Raw genomic sequence first — 22,484 nt, forward strand, 5'->3', positions numbered from 1 at the left:
CGGGTTACTTCTTGAGGCAGTCGATGACGTCCTCGAGCGTGAACACGATCCGGTCGACGCTCGCGTCACCCGTGGACGGGCGGAGGCGGACGATCTGCGGGTCGTGGTCGCTCGCCTGGTCGGCGAACTCGGCGTTGACGTGGACCACGTCGTAGCTGAAGCGCGTGATGTTCTTGCTCATCACGAGGTGGTCGAGCGTCTGCGAGTTGCCCTCGAAGACGTAGCTGTACCGCTCGTTCACGGGCAGCGTCTCGATCAGCGCCTTGAGGTTGCCGTCACCGGTCAGCGCCTTCAGCGCGGGCGAGAACTGGTAGTCGTTCAGGTCGCCCGCGAGGATCACGTTGGCGCCCTTGTCGATCGCGCGGATCTGCTCGGTGAACGCCTTGAGCGACGCCGCCTGCTTGCCGCGCTGCACCTCGGAGGTGCGACTCGGCGGCTGGTTGCGACCGTGGACGGCCTCGTCGCCGCCCTTGGAGTTGAAGTGGTTCGCGACGACGAAGACCGTGCGGCCGCGGAACTTGAACTCGCCGGCGAGCGGCTTGCGGCTGCTGGCCCACGCGTCGTTCAGCGGGTCGATCCGGCCCGGTGACACGGAAAGCGCGGCACGGCCGTTCTTCTTCACGACCTGGACGGGCGTCTTGAAGTCGCCACCGGGACGGTCCACGAAGGACACCCGCTGCGGGTTGAAGAAGAAGCCGACGCGGATGTTGCCGCCGGGCTCGCCGCCGTCCTTGAGGTTCTCCGGGTCGATCTGCCGCCACTGGTAGCGCGGGCCGCCCTTGGCGACGATCGCGTCGGAGAACTTCTGCAGCGTCTGGTCCGCGGCCACGACACCGTCGTTGGTCGCGCCGTTGTTGTCCTGGATCTCTTCCAGGACAACGACGTCCGGGCTGCGCAGGTTGGTGGTCACGCCGTCGGCGAGCCGGTCGAACTTCTCCTGCGGGTCGGACGGGTCGAGGTTCTCGACGTTGTAGGTCGCGACCGAGAGCTCGGACTCCTTCTGCTGCGCGGTGATCTCGCGCTGCAGGTTGGACGAGACGTGCTGGCCGAGGGTCAGCGCCGCCAGCGTGTAGCCGCCGAAGTTGGTGTACTCGACGGCACCGACGGTCGCGCCGGCGAACACGTCACCGACGTTCGCGGCGGGCAGCTGACCGGCGGTCTTGATCTTCAGGCGGCCGCTGTTCTGCTGGTCGTACGCGGTGTAGGTGGTGCCACCGCGCTGGTTGCGGTTCTGGTCGGGGTTGACCGTCACCCAGACCTCGCCGAAGGAGTTGCTCGGGCCGACGACGCGGGCGTCGTTCACCTGCACCAGCGTGCCTTCGAGCGACTCGAGGTAGTCGAGGCCGTACTTCTCCGGCTCCAGCGGGAGCTGCTCGATGCTGCCGCCGGGGGCGGGCAGGTAGCCGGCCGGGATGTTCTGCACGACGACCGGTGCCGGGACCGCGTTGCCCTTGGACAGCGTGGTCGTGGTCGGAGCGGTGATCTCGGTGAGGGTCTGGTTCGAGCCCGTCTCCCCGCCCGGCCGGTACTCGGCGATCGTGCCGCTGACCAGCACCTCGTCGCCCACCGCGACGGTCGGCGCGGAGCCTGCCGTGTAGACGAACACGCCCTCGCTGGTGCGCGGGTCGGCGTCCGGGGTCTTGGTGTCCTGGATCCAGAAGCCGCGGTCACCCGTGGCGCGCGTGCCGGTGACGACGCCGGGGACGTTCGTGACCTTCTGGCCGACGAGCGGCGAGATGCGCGTGACGCCCTGGATGTCGTGGATGCGCTTGTCGCCGGGCGTGGGGTCCGGGTCGGGGCCGGGACCGGGGTCGCCGCCGCCCGGGGTCTCGCCCTTGGAGTTGGTCGGGGTGGGGGCGCCGACGGTGAAGTCGGCGGAGTTGTCGTCGGTGTCGGGCAGGCCGGTCTTGCGGGCCGCCGAGGTGGTGTTGCTCAGCGCACCGGTCGCGGTGCCCTCGCGCACGACGGCGGTGCCGTAGCCGACGAGGTCCTTCACACGCGGCTCCGCGGCGCAGTCGGCGGCGGTCTTGCAGGTCAGCGGCGTGGTGCCGGAGACGAGCGCGATGGCACCGCCGGTGGCGCTCATGGCGAGGGTGCCGGTGGCGTCGGGGGTGGGCAGCTCGACCGTGCCGCCGGTGCCCTTGGCCTGGGCGACCAGGAAGGTCTTGCCGGCGGCGATGCTGCCGGTCAGCGGGGTGACGCCCCACTGCGTGGAGGCGCCGGGGCTCGCCGAGATGTACTGGACGCTGAAGCCGTCCAGGCCGACGGGGGCCGTGCCCTTGTTCGCGAGCTCGACGAAGTCCTGCGTGAGGGTGGCGCCGGAGTTGCCGCCGCCCCCGTAGACCTCGGAGATCAGCGCATCGGAGCTGGGTGCGGCAACGGCGGGGACGGCGGCGAACACGAGCGCCACCACCGCTGTCCCGACACCGGGCAGGGTGGGTCTCAAAACTTCCTCCAGGGGATGCGGCGGACCGCCGCATCCTTCCTCGATCGAGTGGTGTTTGGAAGCTGTTGTCACTAACGGTTAACCAGTTGGCCCAGCAATGATCACTCGAACAAGTGTTCGATCATGGTGTATGCTCGTTTTCGGAACGCTGGCCGGTGGGCCCCTCCCAGGCACCGGCCGGCGTCCCTATGTTCACAGGTGTGGGGATTCCGAGCTACGAGCGCCGCTGCGCCGAGATCATCAACCAGACCGCACTGCTGACCGCCGCCCTCGAAGGCGCTGACCTGCGCGTTCCTGTCCCGTCGATCCCGGACTGGACGCTGAACCAGCTCCTGCGCCACCTCGGCCACGTCCACCGCTGGGCCGACGTGATGCTCAGGGAGAGGCTGCCGGAGATCGACTTCTCCCGCAACGGCGCCCACCACCTGTCCTCGTACGTGGGTGAACAGGCCTCGGTGCTGATCCCGTGGCTGCGGGAGGGAGCCGCCTCGCTGGCCGAGGTGCTGCGCTCCGTCGACCCCGACGAGATGATCGCGCCGGTCGAGGGCCACCCCGGCCCCCGCGTGTGGTCGCGGCGGATGACCCACGAGACCGCGGTCCACCGGTGGGACGCGCTGAACGCGCTGGGCCTGCCGTTCGACCTCGACCCCGAGATCGCCCAGGACACGCTGCGCGAGTGGACCGGTCTCGCGGTCCCCTACGCGTTCACGCGGTGGCCGGAGGAGACGGCGGCCCTGGTGGGGACCGGCACCGTGCACCTGCACGCGACGGACGCCGAGGCCGAGTTCGTGATCGACCTCACGGGTGCGGCGCCGGTGGTGCGGGAGGGCCACGAGAAGGCGGACGTGGCGGTGCGCGGCCCGGTCGTGGACCTGGTGCTGGCGATGTACCGGCGGCGCCCGGTGGAGGGGCTGGAGGTGTTCGGCGACCGCGCGCTGCTCGACCTGCTGGTGCGGGGCGTACGTTTCTGACCGTGGGGTCCCTGAGCTACGACGAGCGCCTGGCCACGATCGTCTCCGAGACGTCGCTGCTGGTGTCCGCGGTGGACGGCGCCGACCTGTCGGCGCCGGTGCCGTCGTGCCCCGGTTGGACGGTCAACCAGCTGCTGCGCCACCTCGGGTACGCGCACCGCTGGGTCGCGGAGATGGTCGAGCGGCGCGTCCAGGAGACCGACCGGTCGTTCAGCAAGGCGCACTCGGTGTCCGGCTACGCCGGGGAGACGACCGCGGAGCTCGGCCCGTGGCTGCTCGAAGGCGCCCAGCTGCTGGCCGACCGGATGTCCGGGGTGCGGGTCGACGAGCCGATCGCGGTGATGGCCGGGATGGCGGGGCCGCGGTTCTGGGGACGGCGGATGGCGCACGAGACCGTCGTGCACCGGTTCGACGCGTGCCAGGCGCTCGGGCTGCCGTTCGAGGTCGGCGAGCGGGTGACCTGCGACGCGCTGTGGGAGTGGATGACGACGCTGCTGCCGTTCATCTTCACCCTCCGGCCGGAGGCGTCCGCACTGCTCGGGTCCGGGGTGCTGCGCTTCACGGCGACCGGCGCGGAGGAGTGGCTGGTCGACCTGCGCGGTGAGGCGCCCGTGGCGCTCCGGCACGGGGAGGTGGCGGCTGACGCGTCGCTGAGCGGGCCGGCGTTCGAGGTGGTGCTGGTGCTGTACCAGCGGCGGCCGGTCGACGGTTTCGAGGTGACCGGCGACGCCGCGCTGCTGGAGAAGTTCCTGGCCGCGGTGAGGTTCTGAGCCATGGTGGGGGTCTGGGGGCTTGCCCCCAGGGCGGGGTGTGGGGGCTCCGCCCCCACAAAACACCCGCCAAAGCAAGAAGGCGAGCGCTCGTCGTGAGCACTCGCCTTCCAGCTTTGGCGGTGGCGGTGGGATTTGAACCCACGGAGGCTTTCACCTCACACGCTTTCGAGGCGTGCTCCTTCGGCCGCTCGGACACGCCACCGGTAAGAACAATACACAGTCGGATCCAGGGGTTTAACGCTGGGTCCGGAAGAAGCGTTCCAGCAGGTCAGCGCACTCGTCTTCGAGCACACCGCCGCGCACCTCCGGCCGGTGGTTGAGCCGGCGGTCCCGCACGACGTCCCACAGCGAGCCGACGGCGCCCGTCTTGGGTTCCCAGGCGCCGAAGACGAGGCGGGAGACACGTGCCAGCACGAGGGCGCCGGCGCACATCGTGCAGGGCTCCAGCGTCACCGCGAGGGTGCAGCCGTCGAGGCGCCAGCCGTCGCCGTACTTCGTGGCTGCCGCGCGCAGGGCCAGGACCTCGGCGTGGGCGGTGGGGTCGCCGAGGGCTTCACGGGCGTTGCAGGCCTCGGCGAGGACGGTGCCGTCGGGGGCGAACACGACGGCGCCGATCGGGACGTCGGTGCCCGCGTTCGCGGCCGCGCGGACGGCCCTGCGGACCAGGTCCTCGTCGTCGTTCACGCCTGGATCGTGTCGAGCAGCTGCACGAACTCGTCGATGAAGCCGATGCGCTGGGCGATCATCTGGAGCTGCTCGTCCGGGTAGAGGTCGACCTGGTCGACGATGATCTGGAGCTCGTGGGCGGGCATGCCGAGGTCGGCGAGGACGCCCAGGTCGCCCTCCGGCCAGAGCTCGGTGTCCTCCTCGTCGGGCGGTTCGACGCGCAGGAGGTCGAGGACGTCGGCGGCGATGTCGTAGTCGAGTGCCGCGGCGGCGTCCGACAGCAGCAGGGCCACGCCGCCGGGGACCGGGCGCAGGACGATGAAGAACTCGTCGTCGACGGCCAGCAGGCCGAAGGCCGCACCGGTCGACCTGAGCTGCCGCAGCTGGGTGATCGCCGCGTCCAGCTCCGACAGCGCGGAGCTGTCCATCCTGCTGCACCGCCAGCGGCCGTCCTCCCGGACGACCGCGACCGCGAAGCCGTTGACCGGCTCCTGCTGTGTCATGTGCACACCGTAGGGCTCAGACGACCTTCCCGGTAGCCGAGGTGGTGCGACCATCGGAGGATGAGCACAACCACACCGGAACCCCGTTTCGCCGGACTGCTCGAGGCGGCCCGCGCGCTCCAGCCGCGCACGGTCGCGTTGCGGCGGCAGGTGCACCGCCACCCCGAACAGGGCCTTCAGCTCCCCAAGACGCAGGCGGCGATCCTGCACGCGTTGGAGGGCCTGCCGCTGAAGATCACCACGGGCAAGTCGACGACGTCGGTCGTCGCGGTGCTGGAGGGCGAGCAGCCGGGGCCCACGGTGCTGCTGCGCGGCGACATGGACGGCCTGCCGCTGCAGGAGGACACCGGCCTGCCGTTCGCGTCCGAAGTGGACGGAGCGATGCACGCCTGCGGCCACGACACGCACGTGGCGATGCTGGCGGCCTCCGCCCGCCTGCTCGCCGACCGCCGCGACGCGCTGCGGGGCCGGGTGCTGTTCATGTTCCAGCCGGGCGAGGAGGGCTACCACGGTGCCCGGTACATGATCGAGGAAGGCCTGCTCGACGACGGCGTGGAGAAGGCCTTCGCACTGCACATCACGTCGAAGCTGCGCTCGGGTGTGATCACCTGCCGGCCGGGCCCGATCATGGCGTCGGCCGACACGTTCCACATCCACGTGAAGGGCCGCGGCGGCCACGGCGCCATGCCGCACAACGCCGTCGACCCGGTGCCCGCCGCCGCGGCGATGGTGGGCGCGATCCAGACGATGCTGGGCAGGCGGATCAGCGCGCACCAGCCGGCGGTGGTCACGGTGGCCCAGATCAGGGCCGGCACCACCACCAACATCATCCCCGAGGTCGCCACCCTCGACGGCACCATCAGGACGCTGTCCGAGCTCACCCGCAAGCAGGTGCACACCGAGCTCGAGCAGGTCGTGAAGCACACGGCGGCCGCCCACGGGTGCCGCGCGGAGATCAGCATCGTGCCCGGCTACCCGGTGACCGTGAACGACGACGCGGTCGGTCAGCACGTGCTCGACCTCGCCGCGTCGGCGATGGGCCCGTCGTGGAGCGAGCCGCTGCCGGACCCGCTGATGGGTGCGGAGGACTTCTCCTACGTGCTGCAACGGGTGCCGGGTGCGCTGGCGTTCGTCGGCGGCTGCCCGCGCGGGGTCGACGTGGAGGAGGCGGAGGCGAACCACTCGAACCGGGTGCTGTTCGACGAGGCGTCGATGGAGCACGGGGTGGCGATGTACGCGGCGTTCGCGCTGGACGCCCTCCGGTAGGCACGGCTCGGAGCGAAATCCGTTTCCGCGGTGCGGTTGTCCACGACCGCGCCGCGGAGAACGATCGACAGTCGTTTCCACGCCGAACGGAATGGAGCTTGTTAACCCAACCGGATGTTTTTCGAGGCCGGGAACGCTGTCGACCTGCACTGAAAGCCGGATCCAAGCGGCAAGATCACCCACCTGGTGGTGTCAATCGGAATTCAAGTCCCCGCCTATGGCCGATCGTCTCGCACTTCCACCGCTGCAAGACTTCGTTTCTCAGTCGAGCGACTGCTCGACCGTTTCGGGAAACAGGAGCTTTGCCGTGGCACAACCACTCACGATCGCGCACGCCCTGATCGTGGCGATGACCTTTGCCTTCACCGGATGGTTGATCGAGCGCGGCCAAGATCCGCAGTCGGCGCTGATGATCACGCTCACGGCCCTGGCCGGCGCGGTCGTGGTCACGCGGGTGAGCGCGCAGGGCGCGAAGTCCGTCCTGCGGCGACTTGGCGGCGGGGCCTGACGAGGCGTTGTCGTCCGAAGCCGCCTCGCACGGAATGATGTGCGGTGTGCGAGACGTGTGCGTGATCGGACTGGGACTGATCGGCGGGTCCGTGCTGCGGGGCGCCAAGGCGGCCGGGCGCACGGTGTGGGGTGCCACGGCGAGCAGGGACGACGCGGACCGGGCGCGGGCGGAGGGGTTCGACGTCGTCGGGGTCGAGGAGGCCCTCCGGCGCGACCCCGAGGCGCTCGTCGTGCTGGCGGTGCCGTTGCCCGCGTTGCCCGACCTGCTCAGGAAGGTTCCGCCGAACACCCGGCTCACCGACGTCACCAGCGTGAAGGGGCCCGTCCACGACGCCGTGCACCGGTATGCGCCGGAGGTGCGGTTCGTGGGTGGGCACCCGATGGCGGGGACAAGTCGCAGCGGGTGGGACGCGGGGAGCGCGGGGCTGTTCGAGAACGCCGCCTGGGTGGTGACGCCGGAGGAGGCGGACGACCACCTGGTCGACGTGATGCGGTTGGCGCTGGACCTGGGGGCGCACGTCGTGCCGACCACGCCGGAGGAGCACGACGAGGCGGTCGCGCGGATCAGCCACCTGCCGCACATCCTGGCCGCGGTGCTGGCCGCGGTCGGCGCGGGTGGCGGGCCGCTGGCGCTGGCGTTGGCGGCGGGGAGCTTCGGTGACGGCACGCGGGTCGCGGGGAGCCGGCCGGAGCTCGTCAGGGCGATGTGCGAGGGGAACCGGGACGCGTTGCTGATGGCGGTGGACGACGCGCTGGGGCGGTTGGGGGCGGCACGGGGGTCGCTCGCGAGCACCGGTGGGCTGGCCAAGACCATCGAGGCCGGGCACGAGGGCAGGAAAGCGCTGGTCGAGCAGCCAGCGAGGGCGGCGGTGACGCTCGACCTGAGCAAGCCGGGGGCGCTCGCGGCGCTGCGCAACCTGGGGTCCCGGGGTGGGCGTGTGGTTGCGCTGAACGGAAGCACCGCCGCTGCGGAAACGTCGTAAGGTCGCCGGGTGGATCGACGGACGCTCGCGGGTGGGCTCGGTGGGCTCGCGCTGGTCGTGGCCGCCGTGGTCGCACTGCGGGCGAGCGATGCGCCGGACAACCTGAAGCGCGAGGTCGACGACCGGGTGCGGGTCGTGCAGCAGCAGGAGCCGGTCAAGCCGGCCAGTCCGCGGACGCAGGCGCTCGACGCGGACGCGGTGCAGGTCAGCTGGGCCGGCAGCGCACCGGCCTACGAGGTGCGGTGGAACGGCAACGAGCAGCTGGTGCCGAACCCCGAGGTCGAGCTCGCCGGGTTGCGGCCGGACCAGGAGGTCCGGGTCGAGGTGCGCGCGGTCAACGCGATCGGGCGGCGCTCGGAGCCGCTGATGATCACCGCCACGCCCCAGGACCTCTACGACGACCGGTGGGACGACGAGCTCGTCGGGCAGCCCGAGCGGTTCGACGGGCCGGAGGCGCTGGACCCGCGCAAGTGGCGGGTCGAGGCGGAGCAGAACTGCCTGGGGCTGCGGCCGTTCGGCCGGGGCAAGCGGGTCGACGTGGACTGCGGCACGGCGATGTTCCAGTCGAACACGCCGATCCGGTTCGGGGTGCCCGGCCGGGACGGTGCGACCGGGCGGGCGATCATCAGCGTCGCCGGTGCGGTCGAGTCGAGCCACGTGCGGCTGACGTTGCTGCCCGCGCCGTGGCACTTCCTGAAGGACCAGGAGTTCCAGCCGAAGGGCGCGGTCAGCCTCGACATCACCACCCAGGGCACGCGCATCGTCGCCGATCCCGACCTGCCGCGCAGCGACCGGCAGGTCGAGCTGGGCGACGCGCCGCTGACGGGGCTCGTGGCGGGTGTGCGGCACCGCTGGGAGCTGCGGGTGCTGCCCGACGCGGTGCTCGCGGTGCGCGACGGCGTGGTGGTCGCGGGTGAGCCGGTCGTGCTCACCACTCCGCTGGCGCACCCGCGGATCCGGATCGACGGCGGCGGTTTCCTCGACTCGTTCGGGGTCGGCGGCGTCGAGGAACGGGCGGTGCCCACCGAGGTCCTCCCGGCGACGGTCGAGGTGCCGCACGACGCCATCGCCGCGAAGCTCGTGACGTTGAGGGGCGAGGAACCGTCGGTGGTGGACCTGCCGCTGGGTGACCGCGGGGTCGAGGCGCCGCGGGACGCGCAGCTCGTGGTGTTCCGCAAACCGGAGAGCCGCCCCGGCACGCTGCCCCGCCTGCCCGACCGGCCGGGCGGCATGAGAACCGGCCCGCCGCGGCTCCAGGTCATGCACGAGAACGGCACCACACCACCGCAGCAGCTGCCCCGTACCGGACGCGTGCTCGTCACCGCGGAGATCAACGCGATCGGCCACCGCGGCATCGAGCTGGAGCTCGACGGCAAGCGCGTCGTGGCACTGCCGACGAACGAGCAGGGCGGCGCCGTTCCCGGCCGGCACGAGTTCTGGCTGAACACCGCGGACCTCGGTGCCCGCCCCCGGCTCAAGCTGAGCGTCCTTCCGGCCGATCATGGCGAACCCGTTACCACCGAAACCGTGTTCGAGCTGCGCACAACGCCTTAGCGTGACCACATGAAGCGGGTCGCCTTCGCCGTCGCGGGCCTGGCCCTGGTGGTCGGTGTAGTCCTCCTGAGGGACACCGGCGACCCGAGCACGCCCGAGCTTCCGCCGCCGCCGACGAAGCTCAAGCCGTTCGCGGCCGACCTCGCGCTCGTGCCGGGCCCGCAGGGCCGTCCCGCCGCGCCGGGTGCCGTCACCGCCCGCCCCGGCCACCACCGCGTGCAGCTCACGTGGACCGGTGACGCCCCCGCCTACGAGGTGCGCTGGGGTGAGCACCGCAAGCTCGTGACCCGTCCCGGCACCCAGCTCAACGGTCTGCGCAACGACCAGGAGCAGGAGGTCGAGATCCGCGCGGTGGACTCGTTCGGCCAGTACTCCGAGCCCGCCCGCACGAGGGCGACGCCGCGGGCCGACACCGCGCAGTACTCGTTCGTCGACCGGTTCGACGGCACCGACGAGCCGGACCAGGGGCGCTGGCGGTTCGGCAAGCGCACCGACTGCGCCCGCGCGACCTCCGGTGACGACGACGACCACGACCGGCTCGTGATCAGCAGCAGCTGCGGCACGCGCGCGGTGTCGTTGCGCGCCCGCACGCCGTTCGTCCGCGGGCCGGACGAGAGCCGGTTCGTCGTGGAGACCGACGCCCCCGGCAGCGGCGGCAGGCTGCTGCTGGACCTGGTCCCCGGTCCGGTGAGCGTGCAAGGCGAACCGGTGCTGCCGAACGCCGTCCGCGCCACCGTCAGCACCGACGCGGCCGGCAACTCGGTCGTCGAGCTCGTCCCCGGCGGCACCGCGACCAAGCCGGTTCCCGCCGCCGTGCCGGGCATGAGCGTGCGCTGGGAGCTGGTGGTCGGGCCCAGCGGCGTCCAGGTGCACCGCGACGGCGAGGTGGTCGCGACCTCGCCGTTCGTGCCGCCGTGGCGGGAGGCGACCGCTCTCGCCGGGATCGCCGCGCTCGCCGGTGACCGGGTGAGGGCCGGCATCGACCTGATCGGCTTCCGCGCCGCCGCGGCGGAGGCGCCCCCGAACGTGCCCGCGCCGAACGTCCGGGTCGACGCGGCACCCGCGCCGGTCAAGCGCATCCCGGACGTCACCGCCGGTCAGCTGCGGCTCGCGCTGATCCCTTCCGGGGAGGGTCCGCCGGTCGACCGGGTGGAGGTCAACGACGTCGAGGTGCCGCTGCGGCCCGCTGTCGAGGGCCAGCAGTGGAAGCCCGGCGCCGAGTACGCGGCCGTGGCCGACCTGCCGCGGGAGGCGTTCACCGACACCCTGAACGTCGGGTTGCTCACCGCGGACCGCGTCCAGGTCACGCACACCGACGTCGAGCTCACCGGCCCCGTCTCCGGCATCTCGAAGCGCGACTCGGGCAGCCCGCTCGTGGACGCCCGCCCGTCGCTGGCCGACCCCGTCGCCGAGGTGCTCGACTCGGGTGGTCAGCCCGTGCAGAACGGTGCCGCGCTCGCGAGGGGCCGGGTCGTGCTGGAGATCAGGATCACCGCGCTGGACGCGGCGGTCGCGGGTCTCGCCGGGTTCGAGGTCAGGCTCGACGGCACTCACATCGCGACCGTCCCCACCACGGCGGACGGGCCCGCGGGCGCGGGCCGGTGGCGGATCTCGCTGAACACCGCCTCGCTCACGGAAGGGCCGCACGCGATCGAGGTCAGGGCGTTCAGCACCGACCCGGAGGCACACCCCGAAACGGGTTACGTTCCCTTCTTGCTGAAGCCGTAGACCCCAAGATGGACCAATGGCCCGCGCTTTGATCCTCGACGCAGCCCGCACGCCGTTCGGCCGGTACCGGGGAGGGCTGTCCGGCATCCGGGTGGACGACCTCGCCGCTCTGCCCATCGTGGACCTGCTGCGCCGCTACCCCGGCCTCGACCTCGCGCGCATCGACGACGTGCTGCTCGGCGACGCGAACGGCGCGGGTGAGGACAACCGCAACGTGGCGCGCATGGCGGCGTTGCTGGCGGGGCTGCCGGTGAGCGTGCCGGGCGCGACGCTGAACCGGCTGTGCGCGTCCGGTGGCGAGGCGATCATCCAGGGCGCGCGGGCGCTGGTCACCGGGGACGCCGACCTGCTGATCGCGGGCGGGGTCGAGGGCATGAGCCGGGCGCCGTTCGTGACCGCGCGGCCGGACCGGGCGTTCCCCGACCGGCTGGAGACGGTGTCCACGGCGCTGGGCTGGCGGCTGGTGAACCCGCGGATGCCGAAGCACTACACGGTGCCGCTGGGGCTGGCCGCGGAGACCGTCGCCCATGAGCTCGGCATCACCCGTGAGCAGATGGACAACTTCGCGCTGCGGTCGCACCGGCGTGCGGCGGCGGCGTGGGACGCAGGCGTGCACGAGGGGTTCGCGTTCCCCGTGCAGCTGCCCGACGGCACGGCGGTGCGCCGCGACGAGAACGTCCGCGCCGACACGAGCGCCGAGAAGCTGGCCAAGCTCAAGCCCGCGTTCTCCGACACCGGCTCGGTGACCGCGGGCAACGCCTCGCCGCTGAACGACGGCGCGCTGGCCGCGTTGCTCGGCACGGAGGCGCTCGCGGCCGAGCTGGGCGTGGAACCGCTGGGCGAGGTGCTGGGCAGCGCCACGACCGGTGAGGAGCCGCACCGGTTCACCGTGGCGCCGGTGTCAGCGATCAGGAAGCTGCTGAAGCGCCTGCACCTCGACGCGGCCGACGTCGACCTGTGGGAGGTCAACGAGGCGTTCGCGGCCATGGCGCTGTCGGTGCTGCACCACCTGCCGGAGATCGACAAGGAGAAGGTCAACGTGCACGGCGGCGCCATCGCCTACGGGCACCCGCTCGGCGCCTCGATGCCGCGAGTGATCATCGACGTGTGCCGCCACCTGCGGCAACGCGGTGGCGGCGTGGGCATCGCTGCCGCGTGCGTCGGCGTGGGCCAGGGCGTCGCGGTGGCCGTGCGGGTCTAGTCGCCGGGTTTCGGGGGCGCGCCAGAACCGCGCGGGCCTGGTCGGCGGCCCGCGCCGGAACGGTTCCGCGTCAAGGCCGCCGAGCCCGCGATCGACCCGGAACCGCTCGCCGAGGTGTTCTGACCGGTCAGATGCGCTTCGAGATCAACGGGTACTCGAGCACCAGGCCGTTCTGGTCGACCTTGATGTTCTGCTCGAACCCGCCGCTCTTGAAGCGCACCACCGAGACCTCGTCGCCGACCGAGATCGTCTTGTAGGTCTGGGTGACCGCGCGCACCGTGAGGTCGGGCAGCGAGACCCGCACGACCGGCAGGTTGTGCTCGCCCTCCTCGCGGTGCAGGTCCAGCCGCCGGATCGGGATGGCGTTGAACAGCACGGAGAACTGCACGTCGACGTCGAGCGCGTCGTTGAACGTCTCGCGCTTGGCGCCCTGGCCGTGGTCGACGAGCCAGGCACCGTCCTCGGTGCGGCTGAGCGAGCACTGCCGCTCCTCCAGCACCGTGGCCGTGCGCAGCAGCAACCGGTTGACCTGGCCGCTCTCGCCGACGGAGACCTCGAACGAGGCGTTGAACTGCTCGTCCGGCCCGGCGGCCACCAGCCGGCCGGAGGCACGCAGGCGCTGGTCGTTCGACAGCAGCAGCCTGACCTGCTCCAGCCGGGGCTCGTGGAGCCCCTGCCAGGTGATCATCTCGGGCCGGCGTGCAGAAGGAGAGCGGGTCTCCCCGTTCGAGGTGACCCGCCCCGCGTCAGTGGCGTTGAAGGAGTTCACTCATCCACCTGGAAGGATGTCCTTGATCTTCTCGGCAACCGAGTCGACCTGCTCTTCGTGACCGAACTTCTGCGCGACGAAGTCAGCCGCCGCGTCGACACCCTTGTCGACCTGCTCGTGGTGCTGCTGAGCCAGGTCCAGGGCCTTGTTCTTGATCTCGTCGAAGTTCATGTGGTGCTCCTCCGCTCCTGACGCAGGGTACCCGAGGAGCCCCCGCGTGGTGATAGGCGCGATCACGCTGACTGCACCTGGACAATTCGGCCCGGCGGCAACCATGATGTGCCACGCCGCCGCCTGGTCGGCCGCCGTTGCGGTCAGAACCAGGAGGATCGCCCCATGACACGGCTCCTGCGTGGAGTTATGTCCGCAGCACTGCTGTTGCCGCTCGTCGCAGTCCCCCCGGCCAACGCCACGGCCGGGAAGCCCGGGAAGGCGGAGTTCGCGGTGACGACCACGGCCACGAACGTGGCGGCCCGCAGCGACCGCCGCCCCGTCGCCGGCGGGGTGCACGACCGGAAGGCCGGCAAGACGTTCATCTCGTGGGCGGGCCAGTACGAGGACAGCTACGTCCAGTCGTACGACCACCGCGCGGCCACCTGGTCGCCCCCGCACCGCATCGCCGACGGCGACTCGGACGCCCACAACTACCCGACGGTGGTCCAGGCCCGCGACGGCCACCTGCTGGTCTTCCGCGGCATGCACAACGTCGAGCTGCGCATGTCCCGCTCACCCCGGCCGCACTCGGCCGACGGCACGTGGGCGGAAACCGTGATCTCCAAGAACGCGGCCACGTACCCGATGCCGTTCGTGACCCGTGACGGCACGATCTACGTGTTCTACCGCGAGACCTCGGGCGACCTCGACCCGAACGTCCCCACCGACACCCGCCCGATGCTCTACGTGGTGTCGAAGGACAACGGCAAGACGTGGAAGAGCTCCACCGAGCTCACCGGCCACCCGTTCGCCATCGGCTCCACCGCGCGCTCCGACAACATGAACGAGATCTACATCGGTCAGCTCCGCCTGGAGGACTCGGGCCGCGTCCGCATCGCCTACACGCTCGCCGGCGGTGGCTTCGAGGGCCACAAGCACGACCGCTACCACCGCAACATCTACTACACCTGGTTCGACCCCCGTGACCTGCACTTCTACTCGGCGTCCGGCCGCGATCTGGGCACCCAGGTGGACGACGCCGACCAGGAGTCGTTCCTGAAGGTCGCGGAGACCCCGCTGACCGTCCCGAACAACGTCAAGTCCCCCGACTACGTCCAGCAGGTCGGCACGGTGCTGGGCCGGCCGTTCGTCCTGTGGTTCTCCGGCGACCCCGACGGCGGCCCGCTCCGCAACCACCTCTCGACGTGGAACGGCCGGAGCTGGGACACCCGCGAGGTGGCCCGCGGCCTGCGCACCCGCGAGATCGAACCCGTGGACCCGCTCACCTGGCGCGTCTACGCGACCGAGGACGGCAAGCCGAACGTCCTGACCCACCTCGTGCGGTTCGGGCGGACCTGGGAGGCCGAGACGGTGATCCCGACGGCCAAGCCGGTGCAGCGCGTCGAGGTGGTGGCGAACTTCCGCGACCCGGCCAGGGCGATCTTCTCGGGCGCTTCGTCGCAGCGGGACGTGGCGGTGGCCGACGGGGACATCAGCGTGGTGGGGCTGGCCCGGCGTTGACCGGTTCCGGCCCATGAGACAGCAAACGCCCCCTGGACCGGCGCGGACCCAGGGGGCGTTCGTCTGTCAGGCGCTCAGATCAGGCGCCGGCCTTCTTGCGCCGCACCACGAACAGCGCGGCGACACCGCCACCGATGAGCACGAGGCCACCCACGAGCGGCCACAGGATCGAGGCACCGGTCGAGGCGAGGTCCTCGTCCGTGCCACCACCCGGAGCCGGCGGGGCCGTGGTCGTCGTGGTCGGCGGGACCGTCGTCGTGGTCGGCTGGGTGGTGGTCGTGGTGGTCGTCGTCGTGGTCGTCGGCGGAACCGTCGTCCCCGCGGTCCACTCGGCCCGAGCCGGCTTCTCGACCTTCACCTCGGAGGCCTTGGCGATCACCAGCGACTGGGTCTTCTGGTTCCTGTCCTCGGACACGAACAACCGACCGGCCTGCAGCGAGGCCTCCGCCTTGACCGTCAGCTCGACCTGGCCGGGCTTGGCGTCGCCGGGCACGTCGACGTAGAACTCGGTGACCTTCTCGGCCGTGTCCTTGGCCTTGGCCGTCAGCTCGTCACCCGAGCTCGCGACGGCGAGCGGCTTGCGGTCCTTGTCCGTGATCGTGACGCCCTTGGGGAGCTTCGCGGTCAGCGTGATCTCGCCCGCGGTCGTCGTGACCGTGAACGGGCCGAGCAGCCCACCGGCCACACCCTTGACCTCGGCCGGCTCGACCTGCAGCGTCGGCTTCGGCTGGTCGTTCTTCAGGTCCTGGGCTTCCGCGAGGAACTTCTTGTAGAGCTTGACGAGGTCGGCGCCGCCGCCCTTCTCACCGCCGGCGAGCTCCCTGGCTTCGTCGAGCTGGGCACCGTCGGTGAAGTGCCAGATCGCCGCCTGCGTGGCCGCGATGATCTCGCGGTCGTCGTACGGCTTCTTGCCGTCGCCGAACTTGTCGTTGACTTCCTTGACCGACTTGGTCGGGAACGAGTTGGTCAGGATCCAGAGGACCTTGCCCGCGTTGTCCTTGAACTTGGTGCTCGGGTTGGGGTGCTTGTCCCACGGCACCTCCTGGAGGGGCTTGCCCTTCTCCAGGTCGGTCGGCAGCTCCACGCAGTACGCCTGGAAGCGGCCCTCCTTGCCGTCTTCCTTGAGCTTGACACCGATCAGGCCGGTGCTGAACTCGTCGTTGTGCCGGGGAGGGGTGTTGCCGACCTTGGGCACGAGGTAGACGTCATGGCCGTACTGCCAGTCGCCCTCGATGGGCGTGACGACGACGTCGGCGAACGCCGCGGGGGTCGAGAGGGACAGGAGGGCGGCAGCGCCGAGAAGCGCCGCGCCGATCCTCAACCGGGAAGCCATGGGTCTCCTTGCTCGCTGAAGTTAGCCCGAACGCAGGAAAAGTCGAGTACTTCGGCCGGAGCGGTGGACACCGGAAGTCGACACCGAACCGACAGGAAGCGAGCGGGACGTTAGCCGATGGGGTGTCACCCGGTTGAGCGAGGTATGAAGATCGCATCATACATAACGTGAGCTGCCAAAACGTGCCAAAAAGGTCCACAGTGGATCGATGGCTGATGCATCGCTTTTGTCAGGTGACGATAAATTCGTTGCCCAACAGTTATCTTCTGCAGCGTCCTGCTACGTACCCAGAACGCTCGCGGTTCACTCTCAAGCCACCAATTCGGTAACGGTGGTGGGACGGATGTCACCAGGGCGCAATGAGGTGCCGCGCAGGCAGAGGTCGCGGGGCTCGGGGCGCTGACCGGTGAGAATCCACTTCGTCAGACCCGCGAGCTGGTAGGCGATGAGCGGCGGAACGGCATCTCCGACGTGCCGGTAGGCGTTGCCGAGAATGGAGACGTCGAACTTGAACTGCCGCGGGAAGCCCTGCAGCAGCGCCATCTCCCTGACCGTGCAGAGGCGGTGCTGTTCGGGGTGGGCATAACGGCCGTTGCCGACGTGGCCGCATTCGCGCTTGATGGTGCGGGCCGGTTCGTCCCACCACATCCGGCCGTACACGTCCGGGTGAGAACCCCAGTTCTGCTGCTCGACGATTTTGCGTTGTGCGGGATTCAGCAGCTCCGCGGTTTCCGGTGAGCGCAGCAGGTCGGCCCACGAACCGCCGTCCGCGGGGATGGCGCGCATCCGGTCGAGGCTGCGGTCCTGGGAGAAGGTCGGCGACACGTGGATCGGGTCTTCGGGGTGCGCGAGACCGGCCTCGACGGGCGGCAGCTTGCCGATCGCACGGCGGACCGTGGCGGCGGCCGGGCGCAGCTGCAGGCCCTCCCACACGTCGTGCAGCGTGCGCAGGGGCAGGCCGGCGTCCACGGCCACCATCAGCGACCGCTCGCGCAGCTGGGGCAGGCCGTAGTCGGACAGCAGGTGGGTGCCGCCGGTGACGTCGTAGCCGAGCTCGGTCAGCGAGTCGGCGAGCTGGTCGAAGTGGTGGCGCTGCTTGCCCTTCACCAGCTCGCGGGCGTTCTCCACCAGGATCGTCCTGGGCCGCAGCTCCTCGGCGTAGACGGCGATCCGGCCGACCAGCGAGTTGCGCGGGTCGTCGCGCAGGTGGTTCGCGGCGGTGATGCGGCTGAAACCGGAGCACGGCGGGCACGCCAGCAGCACGTCGAAGCTCACCGCGGCGCAGGCCCCAGACCTCGCGCAACGCCGAGGGCGAGATGCGGGCGAGGTCGACCTCCAGCGGATCGACGCCGATGTTGGCCCGGTAGGTGTCGTTGCAGCGCAACGAACCGAGGCGCGACGAGGGCTTGCCGATCTGCGCGTCCGCCGCGCCGACGACCCGGAAGTCGCGGTGGGCGTGGAAGCCGAAGCTCATCCCGCCCGCACCGGAGAAGATGTCGGCCACCGAGAAGGACACGGCGAGATCGTACGGGCGCGGCTTCTCATGGCTTTGCCGGACATCCCGTAGGTTTCCCGCATGGAACTGCCGCGTGCCTGGCAACGGCCTGACCCGTTGCGCGGACTCGACAGGATTTCCTGGGTCGAGGTCTACGACGGCCGGGGCGGCGCCGAACGGCTGCCCGGTCTGCTGCGCGCGTTGGTGGACCCGTCGCCCGAGGTCAGGCTGGAGGCGTTCACCTCGCTCGCCGACCGCCTGCTGACCGACGACACGGTGTCGGAGGCCTCGTTCTGCGCGGTGCCGTTCCTGGTCGAGCTGGGCGCCTCGTACAAGGTGGCCGCCGACGTGCGGGACCGGGTCATCTTCCTGCTGGCCGCGCTCGCGTTGGCGGGCAAGGGCTTCACCGAGGAGGGCCGGCGCACCCACCGGCGGTGGAACGCGCTGGGCCGCGAGCTGCCGAGGACAGCGCCGGACTGGCTCACGCAGACCCGGCACGCCGTCGCCCAGGGCGCGCCGAAGATCTTCGAGGCGCTGGCGTCGGAACGGGTTGGGTGCCTGGTGGCGCTCGCGTGCGCGGTGCCGGAGCGGCTGCCGTCGTTCGTCGTCGGGCTGATGCAGGACGTGCTCGACGACGAGGACGAGATGCTCGCCGAGGCCGCTGAGATCGCTCTCGCGCTGCTGAAGCGGACACCGGAGCTCGTGGAGTCGCAGCCGAAGGTGCTCGGCGAGGGACTCGTGCGACCGGCGCACCAGCCGCGTGAGGTCACCGCGGCGCTGCTCGGCTACCAGCTCGCCCTCACCGCCGCCTACGGCGACGAGGGCGCCTGGTGAGTGCACGCGGGGAGCTTTCGTACTCTCCTGGCGCACGAAAGGCCCCCGCGTACGCCGACAACACCCCGGCGACGAGGGCGCCTCGTGAGTGCACGCGGGGAGCTTTCGTACTCTTCTAGCGCACGAAAGGGCCCCGCGTGCGCCGGCAACGTCAGGCGATGACGGCTTCCTGTTCGAGAGGCTGGTCGAGCGGCTGGGTGTCCTCGACGGCGATCGCGGGTTCCAGGGCACCGAGACCGGTCCCCCACTCCTGGTCGGCCAGGGCGAACGCCGCCACGGTCAGCGCGGCCACCGGCGCGCCGACCGGCATGTTCTCCCGGTGCAGGTCCAGGTCGAGCCGGCCGCCGATCGGGGACGGGCTGAGCCGCAACGTCGCGTGCGCGGGCTCGTCCTGGTGCGCCAGGCGGCACGCCCAGCCGGTGAAGACCAGCCGCCGCTCGTCGACCTCGGTGGGCTGCACCGCGCGGACGTTGGCACCGACCGCGCCGGAGCGCAGGCCGTCCGCCGCCGCCAGCACGAGCTCCTCGAACTGCATCGACGAGACGCCGAGGTCCCAGCCGGCCACCAGGGCCACCTGGACCAGAGCGAGCGGCAGCGACGGGACGGCGTCCTCGAAGCACACCATCGCGCCGCCGTAGCGGGTGTTGATCTCGGTCGGCAGGAAGCCGTCCTCGGTCGCGATGCCGTCGAGCGTGAACGTGCCGCGGTAGTCGACCGTGGAACGCAGGTGCTCGCCGACGCGCCGCGCGAGGTTGCGCATCTGGTCGCGGATCCACACGGGCGGGTCGTAGAACGACGCGCAGCCCGCGTACAGGAACTTGGCCTGGCCCTGGCGGCGCGGCACGACCATCTCGATCGGGCGCAGCACCGCGGTGCCGTCGGGGAACACGATGCCGTGCACGCTCACCGGGATGCCTTCCAGGAACGGCATCACGCGCACCTGCTCGCACTTGGGCGCGAGCACGTCGAAGGCCTCCTTGGCCTCCTCGTAGGACCGCACCCGGCGCACGAAGTTCGCGCCGCCGTTGATCGCGGGCCCGTCACCGGACCACACGACGCCGGCGCCGCGTTCCAGGATCTCCGAGGCGCCCCAGAGGCGTTCGAAGTCGAGGTCGAACACCAGCGCGGGCGCACGCGGGGCGGAGAGCTCGTCCCAGAGCGCGTCGATGGTGGTCTTGTTCTCCAGCTCGACCCACTCGCGGCGGCGCGCGTTGAGGACCGGACGCCCCTGGAAGGTGTCGATCTCGTTGTAGGGCGTGCTGATGACGACGGCCTCCGCCGCCGGGTCGAAGTCGCCCAGGATCCCGCGCACCTCGGCGCTCGGCTTGGTCAGCAGCTTGCCGAGACGGCGCTGCTCGACCGCGACGAAGCCGCCCTTGATGCCCAGCGACACCCAACGGGCGATCTCGGAATCATGAAGCGGAGCATGATCATCGGTATCCAGCACGAGCGTATGGCGGGCACCGAGCGCATGGAGGCTCATGCGCGCGTTTCGCCAGACGCGTACCACCGGCCAGCACGACCAACCGGTCACCGAACAATCCGCCCAAGCGCTCGTTGAGCGCTGCGAAGACATGATCCATCGCCGAAAACCCGCTTTGAGAAGAAGCAGAAGGATGCGACCGGCGATCGCCGGGTGACGCGTAGCGTAGAGCCACCCGGTATGCGTGTCGAAGCACGGTCCGGCAACGGCCGGATGAATGTTGCGGCGGGCCCGTCAGCGCAGGCCCTGCCACAGGTGGATCGGTGTTCGATCTTCCGCTCTACAGCGAGCGCGCCGCGTCCCGGAGGACCTGGTCAACGCGGTTGAGGAAGCTGCGCCGGGGGTTGATCGCGGGCAGCGGCGTGGTGAGCTCGGCGGGACCGGGCGCGGGTGCGGCTCCCACGATGTCGGCCACGTTGCGCAGGAACTCCTGCCGCTTGCACTCCTGCACGGCCACGTCGTGCAGGAGTCCGGCGATGCTTGTGTGCACAGCGCGATGGGGGTAACTCACACGTGTGTTATCGGCCCAACCTTGGTAGACCTTTAGGGTCATCTCGTGCGAGTTCTGGTGACCGGTGCCACTGGGTACGTGGGTCGATTTGTGGTGCATGAGCTGCGGGTTCACGGACATGAACCAGTGGTGTCCCGTCAACGTGTCTTGGAGCCGTTCCACGTTCCGGACGCCGACGCCGTCATCCACCTGGCTGGTCTTGCTCGGGTGCGGGAGTCGTTCCGAGATCCGCTGGGCTACTGGGAGACCAACGTCGGCGGGACGCTGAACCTGCTGCAGGCGTTGCACGGCCAGCGGTTCCTCCTCGCGTCGACGGCTGGGGTGTACCGCCCGTCGGACGCGCCGCTGACCGAGGAGTCGGTCCGGGAGCCCTCCTCCCCCTACGCGGCGTCGAAGGCGGCCGCCGAGGACCTCGTGGCGTGGACGGCGCGGTCGGGCCGGATCGGGGCGGCCACGCTGCGTTTGTTCAACGTCGCCGGAGGGGGTGACACCGACACCACTCGGGTGATCACGCGGGCGGTCGCCACGGCGGCCGGGCGGGGACCGGGCATGGAGGTCTACGGCGACGGGTCCGCGGTGCGCGAGTTCGTCCACGTGCGGGACGTCGCCACGGCCTTCGTGACGGCGCTGGAGACGTGCGAGGTCGGCTCGTCCGCCGTCTACAACGTCGGCGGCACGTCCGCGTCGGTGCGGGAGGTGCTGGACACCGTCGAGGCGGTCACCGGGCGGTCCGTGGACGTGACCTGGCGGCCCGCGAACCCGGACGAGGTGAAGGCGCAGCGGGCCGACGTCTCCCGGCTGCGGTCGCTGGGCTGGACGCCGGCGCACTCCTCGCTGGAGGAGATCGTCAGCGACCAGTGGGCCGCGGTGGACCGCTGACCCGCTTCGGCACCGGGACGCGGTCGAGGTCCTTCGCCACGACGATCTCGCCGTCGAACTCCGCGGCCGCCTCGGCGTGGAACTCGGCCGGGTCGTCGTAGCGCTGGGAGAAGTGGGTCAGCACCAGCGTGCGCACCCCGGACTCCTGGGCGACGCGGGCGGCCTGCTGGGCGGTGAGGTGGCCGTGGTCGCCGGCGAGCCTGGTGTCGCGGGCGAGGTAGGTCGACTCGATCACCAGCAGGTCGGCCCGGTCGGCGAGCTCGTAGACGTTGTCGCAGAGCCGGGTGTCCATGACGAACGCGAACCGCTGGCCGGGTCGCGGCTCGCTGACGTCGGCGAGGCGCACCCCGTCGAACACGCCGTCGCGCTGCAGCTCGCGCACCTGCGGGCCGCGGATGCCGTGCTCCTCCAGCTTCTCCGGCAGCATCCGGTGCCCATCTGGCTCGACCAGCCGGTAGCCGAACGAGTCGATGCCGTGGTCGAGCCGGTACGCCTCCAGCCGGCCGAACTTCCCCTCCGCCACGAGCCCGTCGGCGTCGACCGGCTGCTCCTGGACGTCCGCGGCGTCGTAGAAGACGCTCGCGTGCCGGAGGCGTTCGAAGAAGTGGGCGCCCGACCGCGGGAAGTGCGCGTGGACGGTGTGCGGCACGCGGTCGAGGCTGAGCCGCTGCACGATGCCGGGCACGCCCAGGCAGTGGTCGCCGTGGAAGTGGGTGATGCAGATGCGGGTGATGTCGCTCGCAGCCGCACCCGAGCGCAGCAGCTGGCGCTGAGAGCCGTCGCCGGGGTCGAACAGCAGGCCTTCGCCGTCCCACCGCAGCAGGTAGCCGTTGTGGTTGCGCTGGCGCGTGGGGACCTGGCTGGCCGTTCCCAGGACGATCAGTTCCCGGACTGTCACCCCCGAA

Annotated in this window: 21 protein-coding genes and 1 tRNA gene; 11 read left to right on the forward strand and 11 right to left on the reverse strand. The window is 70.9% G+C overall.

Annotated elements, in window-relative coordinates; genetic code table 11:
• Positions 1–4: 4 nt before the first annotated feature.
• Positions 5–2,446 (reverse strand): endonuclease/exonuclease/phosphatase family protein, encoded by a 2,442-nt coding sequence (locus ACVDFE_RS05005; RefSeq protein ID WP_458429711.1) that lies wholly within the window; start codon positions 2,444–2,446, stop codon positions 5–7.
• A gap of 200 nt (positions 2,447–2,646) precedes the next feature.
• Between ACVDFE_RS05005 and ACVDFE_RS05010 the strand changes: the two genes are divergently transcribed.
• Together ACVDFE_RS05010 and ACVDFE_RS05015 are read left to right on the forward strand one after the other, a co-directional pair.
• Positions 2,647–3,417, forward strand: a complete 771-nt coding sequence (locus ACVDFE_RS05010) for a maleylpyruvate isomerase family mycothiol-dependent enzyme (protein WP_458429712.1) — start codon at positions 2,647–2,649, stop codon at positions 3,415–3,417.
• Between the two features lie 2 nt (positions 3,418–3,419).
• Positions 3,420–4,187 carry a maleylpyruvate isomerase family mycothiol-dependent enzyme gene (locus ACVDFE_RS05015; protein WP_458429713.1) on the forward strand — a complete coding sequence of 256 codons (768 nt, stop codon included), beginning with the start codon at positions 3,420–3,422 and terminating at the stop codon, positions 4,185–4,187.
• Positions 4,188–4,304: 117 nt separating this feature from the next.
• Here ACVDFE_RS05015 and ACVDFE_RS05020 read toward each other — a convergent pair.
• The 3 genes from ACVDFE_RS05020 to ACVDFE_RS05030 all read right to left on the reverse strand — a co-directional run bounded on the left by ACVDFE_RS05020 (position 4,305) and on the right by ACVDFE_RS05030 (position 5,359).
• Positions 4,305–4,392: transfer RNA gene (locus ACVDFE_RS05020), tRNA-Ser, on the reverse strand.
• 32 nt (positions 4,393–4,424) lie between these two features.
• Positions 4,425–4,874 (reverse strand): nucleoside deaminase, encoded by a 450-nt coding sequence (locus tag ACVDFE_RS05025; protein ID WP_458429714.1) that lies wholly within the window; start codon positions 4,872–4,874, stop codon positions 4,425–4,427.
• On the reverse strand, positions 4,871–5,359 hold the full coding sequence (locus ACVDFE_RS05030; protein ID WP_360396912.1) for a tRNA adenosine deaminase-associated protein: 489 nt from the start codon (positions 5,357–5,359) through the stop codon (positions 4,871–4,873). Before ACVDFE_RS05030 ends, ACVDFE_RS05025 begins: the two co-directional genes overlap by 4 nt.
• 60 nt (positions 5,360–5,419) lie before the next feature.
• On the opposite strand from ACVDFE_RS05030, the gene ACVDFE_RS05035 reads away from it, so the two are divergent.
• The 6 genes from ACVDFE_RS05035 (at position 5,420) to ACVDFE_RS05060 (ending at position 12,601) form a co-directional block, all read left to right on the forward strand.
• Complete coding sequence (locus ACVDFE_RS05035; RefSeq protein WP_360396913.1) at positions 5,420–6,625, forward strand: M20 metallopeptidase family protein; 1,206 nt, start codon at positions 5,420–5,422, stop codon at positions 6,623–6,625.
• Between the two features lie 217 nt (positions 6,626–6,842).
• Positions 6,843–7,133 (forward strand): hypothetical protein, encoded by a 291-nt coding sequence (locus ACVDFE_RS05040; RefSeq protein WP_360396914.1) that lies wholly within the window; start codon positions 6,843–6,845, stop codon positions 7,131–7,133.
• 46 nt (positions 7,134–7,179) lie between these two features.
• Positions 7,180–8,118 (forward strand): prephenate dehydrogenase, encoded by a 939-nt coding sequence (locus ACVDFE_RS05045; protein WP_458429716.1) that lies wholly within the window; start codon positions 7,180–7,182, stop codon positions 8,116–8,118.
• A gap of 9 nt (positions 8,119–8,127) precedes the next feature.
• Positions 8,128–9,672, forward strand: coding sequence for a fibronectin type III domain-containing protein (locus ACVDFE_RS05050; protein WP_458429717.1), 1,545 nt, complete (start codon positions 8,128–8,130; stop codon positions 9,670–9,672).
• Positions 9,673–9,681: 9 nt separating this feature from the next.
• A complete protein-coding gene (locus ACVDFE_RS05055; RefSeq protein WP_458429718.1) occupies positions 9,682–11,400 on the forward strand; it encodes a hypothetical protein in 1,719 nt (572 codons plus the stop codon).
• A gap of 16 nt (positions 11,401–11,416) precedes the next feature.
• Positions 11,417–12,601 carry a thiolase family protein gene (locus ACVDFE_RS05060; RefSeq protein WP_360396918.1) on the forward strand — a complete coding sequence of 395 codons (1,185 nt, stop codon included), beginning with the start codon at positions 11,417–11,419 and terminating at the stop codon, positions 12,599–12,601.
• 127 nt (positions 12,602–12,728) lie between these two features.
• On the opposite strand, the gene ACVDFE_RS05065 is transcribed toward ACVDFE_RS05060, so the two are convergent.
• Entirely contained in the window at positions 12,729–13,370 is a 642-nt protein-coding gene (locus ACVDFE_RS05065; RefSeq protein WP_360396919.1) for a putative glycolipid-binding domain-containing protein, read from the reverse strand.
• Positions 13,371–13,541, reverse strand: a complete 171-nt coding sequence (locus tag ACVDFE_RS05070) for an antitoxin (RefSeq protein WP_360396920.1) — start codon at positions 13,539–13,541, stop codon at positions 13,371–13,373. It abuts the gene before it with no gap.
• A 189-nt stretch (positions 13,542–13,730) separates the two neighbouring features.
• Between ACVDFE_RS05070 and ACVDFE_RS05075 the strand changes: the two genes are divergently transcribed.
• A complete protein-coding gene (locus ACVDFE_RS05075) occupies positions 13,731–15,044 on the forward strand; it encodes a BNR-4 repeat-containing protein (protein ID WP_458429720.1) in 1,314 nt (437 codons plus the stop codon).
• Between the two features lie 79 nt (positions 15,045–15,123).
• Here the strand turns inward: ACVDFE_RS05075 and ACVDFE_RS05080 are convergent, their stop codons facing one another.
• The gene (locus ACVDFE_RS05080) at positions 15,124–16,377 is read right to left on the reverse strand and encodes a Cys-Gln thioester bond-forming surface protein (protein WP_458429721.1); all 1,254 of its coding nucleotides are present in this window, start codon (positions 16,375–16,377) and stop codon (positions 15,124–15,126) included.
• Positions 16,378–16,686: 309 nt separating this feature from the next.
• On the reverse strand, positions 16,687–17,652 hold the full coding sequence (locus ACVDFE_RS05085) for a DNA cytosine methyltransferase (RefSeq protein ID WP_458429722.1): 966 nt from the start codon (positions 17,650–17,652) through the stop codon (positions 16,687–16,689).
• Between the two features lie 301 nt (positions 17,653–17,953).
• Between ACVDFE_RS05085 and ACVDFE_RS05090 the strand changes: the two genes are divergently transcribed.
• Positions 17,954–18,706 carry a hypothetical protein gene (locus tag ACVDFE_RS05090; RefSeq protein ID WP_360396924.1) on the forward strand — a complete coding sequence of 251 codons (753 nt, stop codon included), beginning with the start codon at positions 17,954–17,956 and terminating at the stop codon, positions 18,704–18,706.
• Between the two features lie 151 nt (positions 18,707–18,857).
• Here ACVDFE_RS05090 and ACVDFE_RS05095 read toward each other — a convergent pair whose 3' ends face one another.
• Positions 18,858–20,099, reverse strand: a complete 1,242-nt coding sequence (locus tag ACVDFE_RS05095; protein ID WP_458429724.1) for a hypothetical protein — start codon at positions 20,097–20,099, stop codon at positions 18,858–18,860.
• 370 nt (positions 20,100–20,469) lie between these two features.
• Positions 20,470–20,679 (reverse strand): hypothetical protein, encoded by a 210-nt coding sequence (locus ACVDFE_RS05100; RefSeq protein ID WP_360396927.1) that lies wholly within the window; start codon positions 20,677–20,679, stop codon positions 20,470–20,472.
• 78 nt (positions 20,680–20,757) lie between these two features.
• Between ACVDFE_RS05100 and ACVDFE_RS05105 the strand changes: the two genes are divergently transcribed.
• The gene (locus ACVDFE_RS05105) at positions 20,758–21,579 is read left to right on the forward strand and encodes an NAD-dependent epimerase/dehydratase family protein (protein ID WP_458434266.1); all 822 of its coding nucleotides are present in this window, start codon (positions 20,758–20,760) and stop codon (positions 21,577–21,579) included.
• Here ACVDFE_RS05105 and ACVDFE_RS05110 read toward each other — a convergent pair.
• Positions 21,548–22,477: a ribonuclease Z gene (locus ACVDFE_RS05110; protein WP_360396928.1), complete on the reverse strand. Its 930-nt coding sequence runs from the start codon at positions 22,475–22,477 to the stop codon at positions 21,548–21,550. The two genes, ACVDFE_RS05105 and ACVDFE_RS05110, sit on opposite strands and share 32 nt — an antisense overlap.
• Between the last annotated feature and the right edge of the window lie 7 nt (positions 22,478–22,484).

It is taken from the genome of Lentzea chajnantorensis, from assembly GCF_054300775.1.

Bases quoted from the DNA above. Each gene is read 5' to 3' on its own strand.
- ACVDFE_RS05030 (WP_360396912.1), bottom strand. From the start codon at position 5,359: ATGACACAGCAGGAGCCGGTCAACGGCTTCGCGGTCGCGGTCGTCCGG.
- ACVDFE_RS05035 (WP_360396913.1), top strand. From the start codon at position 5,420: ATGAGCACAACCACACCGGAACCCCGTTTCGCCGGACTGCTCGAGGCG.
- ACVDFE_RS05040 (WP_360396914.1), top strand. From the start codon at position 6,843: ATGGCCGATCGTCTCGCACTTCCACCGCTGCAAGACTTCGTTTCTCAG.
- ACVDFE_RS05055 (WP_458429718.1), top strand. From the start codon at position 9,682: ATGAAGCGGGTCGCCTTCGCCGTCGCGGGCCTGGCCCTGGTGGTCGGT.
- ACVDFE_RS05060 (WP_360396918.1), top strand. From the start codon at position 11,417: ATGGCCCGCGCTTTGATCCTCGACGCAGCCCGCACGCCGTTCGGCCGG.
- ACVDFE_RS05070 (WP_360396920.1), bottom strand. From the start codon at position 13,541: ATGAACTTCGACGAGATCAAGAACAAGGCCCTGGACCTGGCTCAGCAG.
- ACVDFE_RS05075 (WP_458429720.1), top strand. From the start codon at position 13,731: ATGTCCGCAGCACTGCTGTTGCCGCTCGTCGCAGTCCCCCCGGCCAAC.
- ACVDFE_RS05080 (WP_458429721.1), bottom strand. From the start codon at position 16,377: ATGGCTTCCCGGTTGAGGATCGGCGCGGCGCTTCTCGGCGCTGCCGCC.
- ACVDFE_RS05090 (WP_360396924.1), top strand. From the start codon at position 17,954: ATGGAACTGCCGCGTGCCTGGCAACGGCCTGACCCGTTGCGCGGACTC.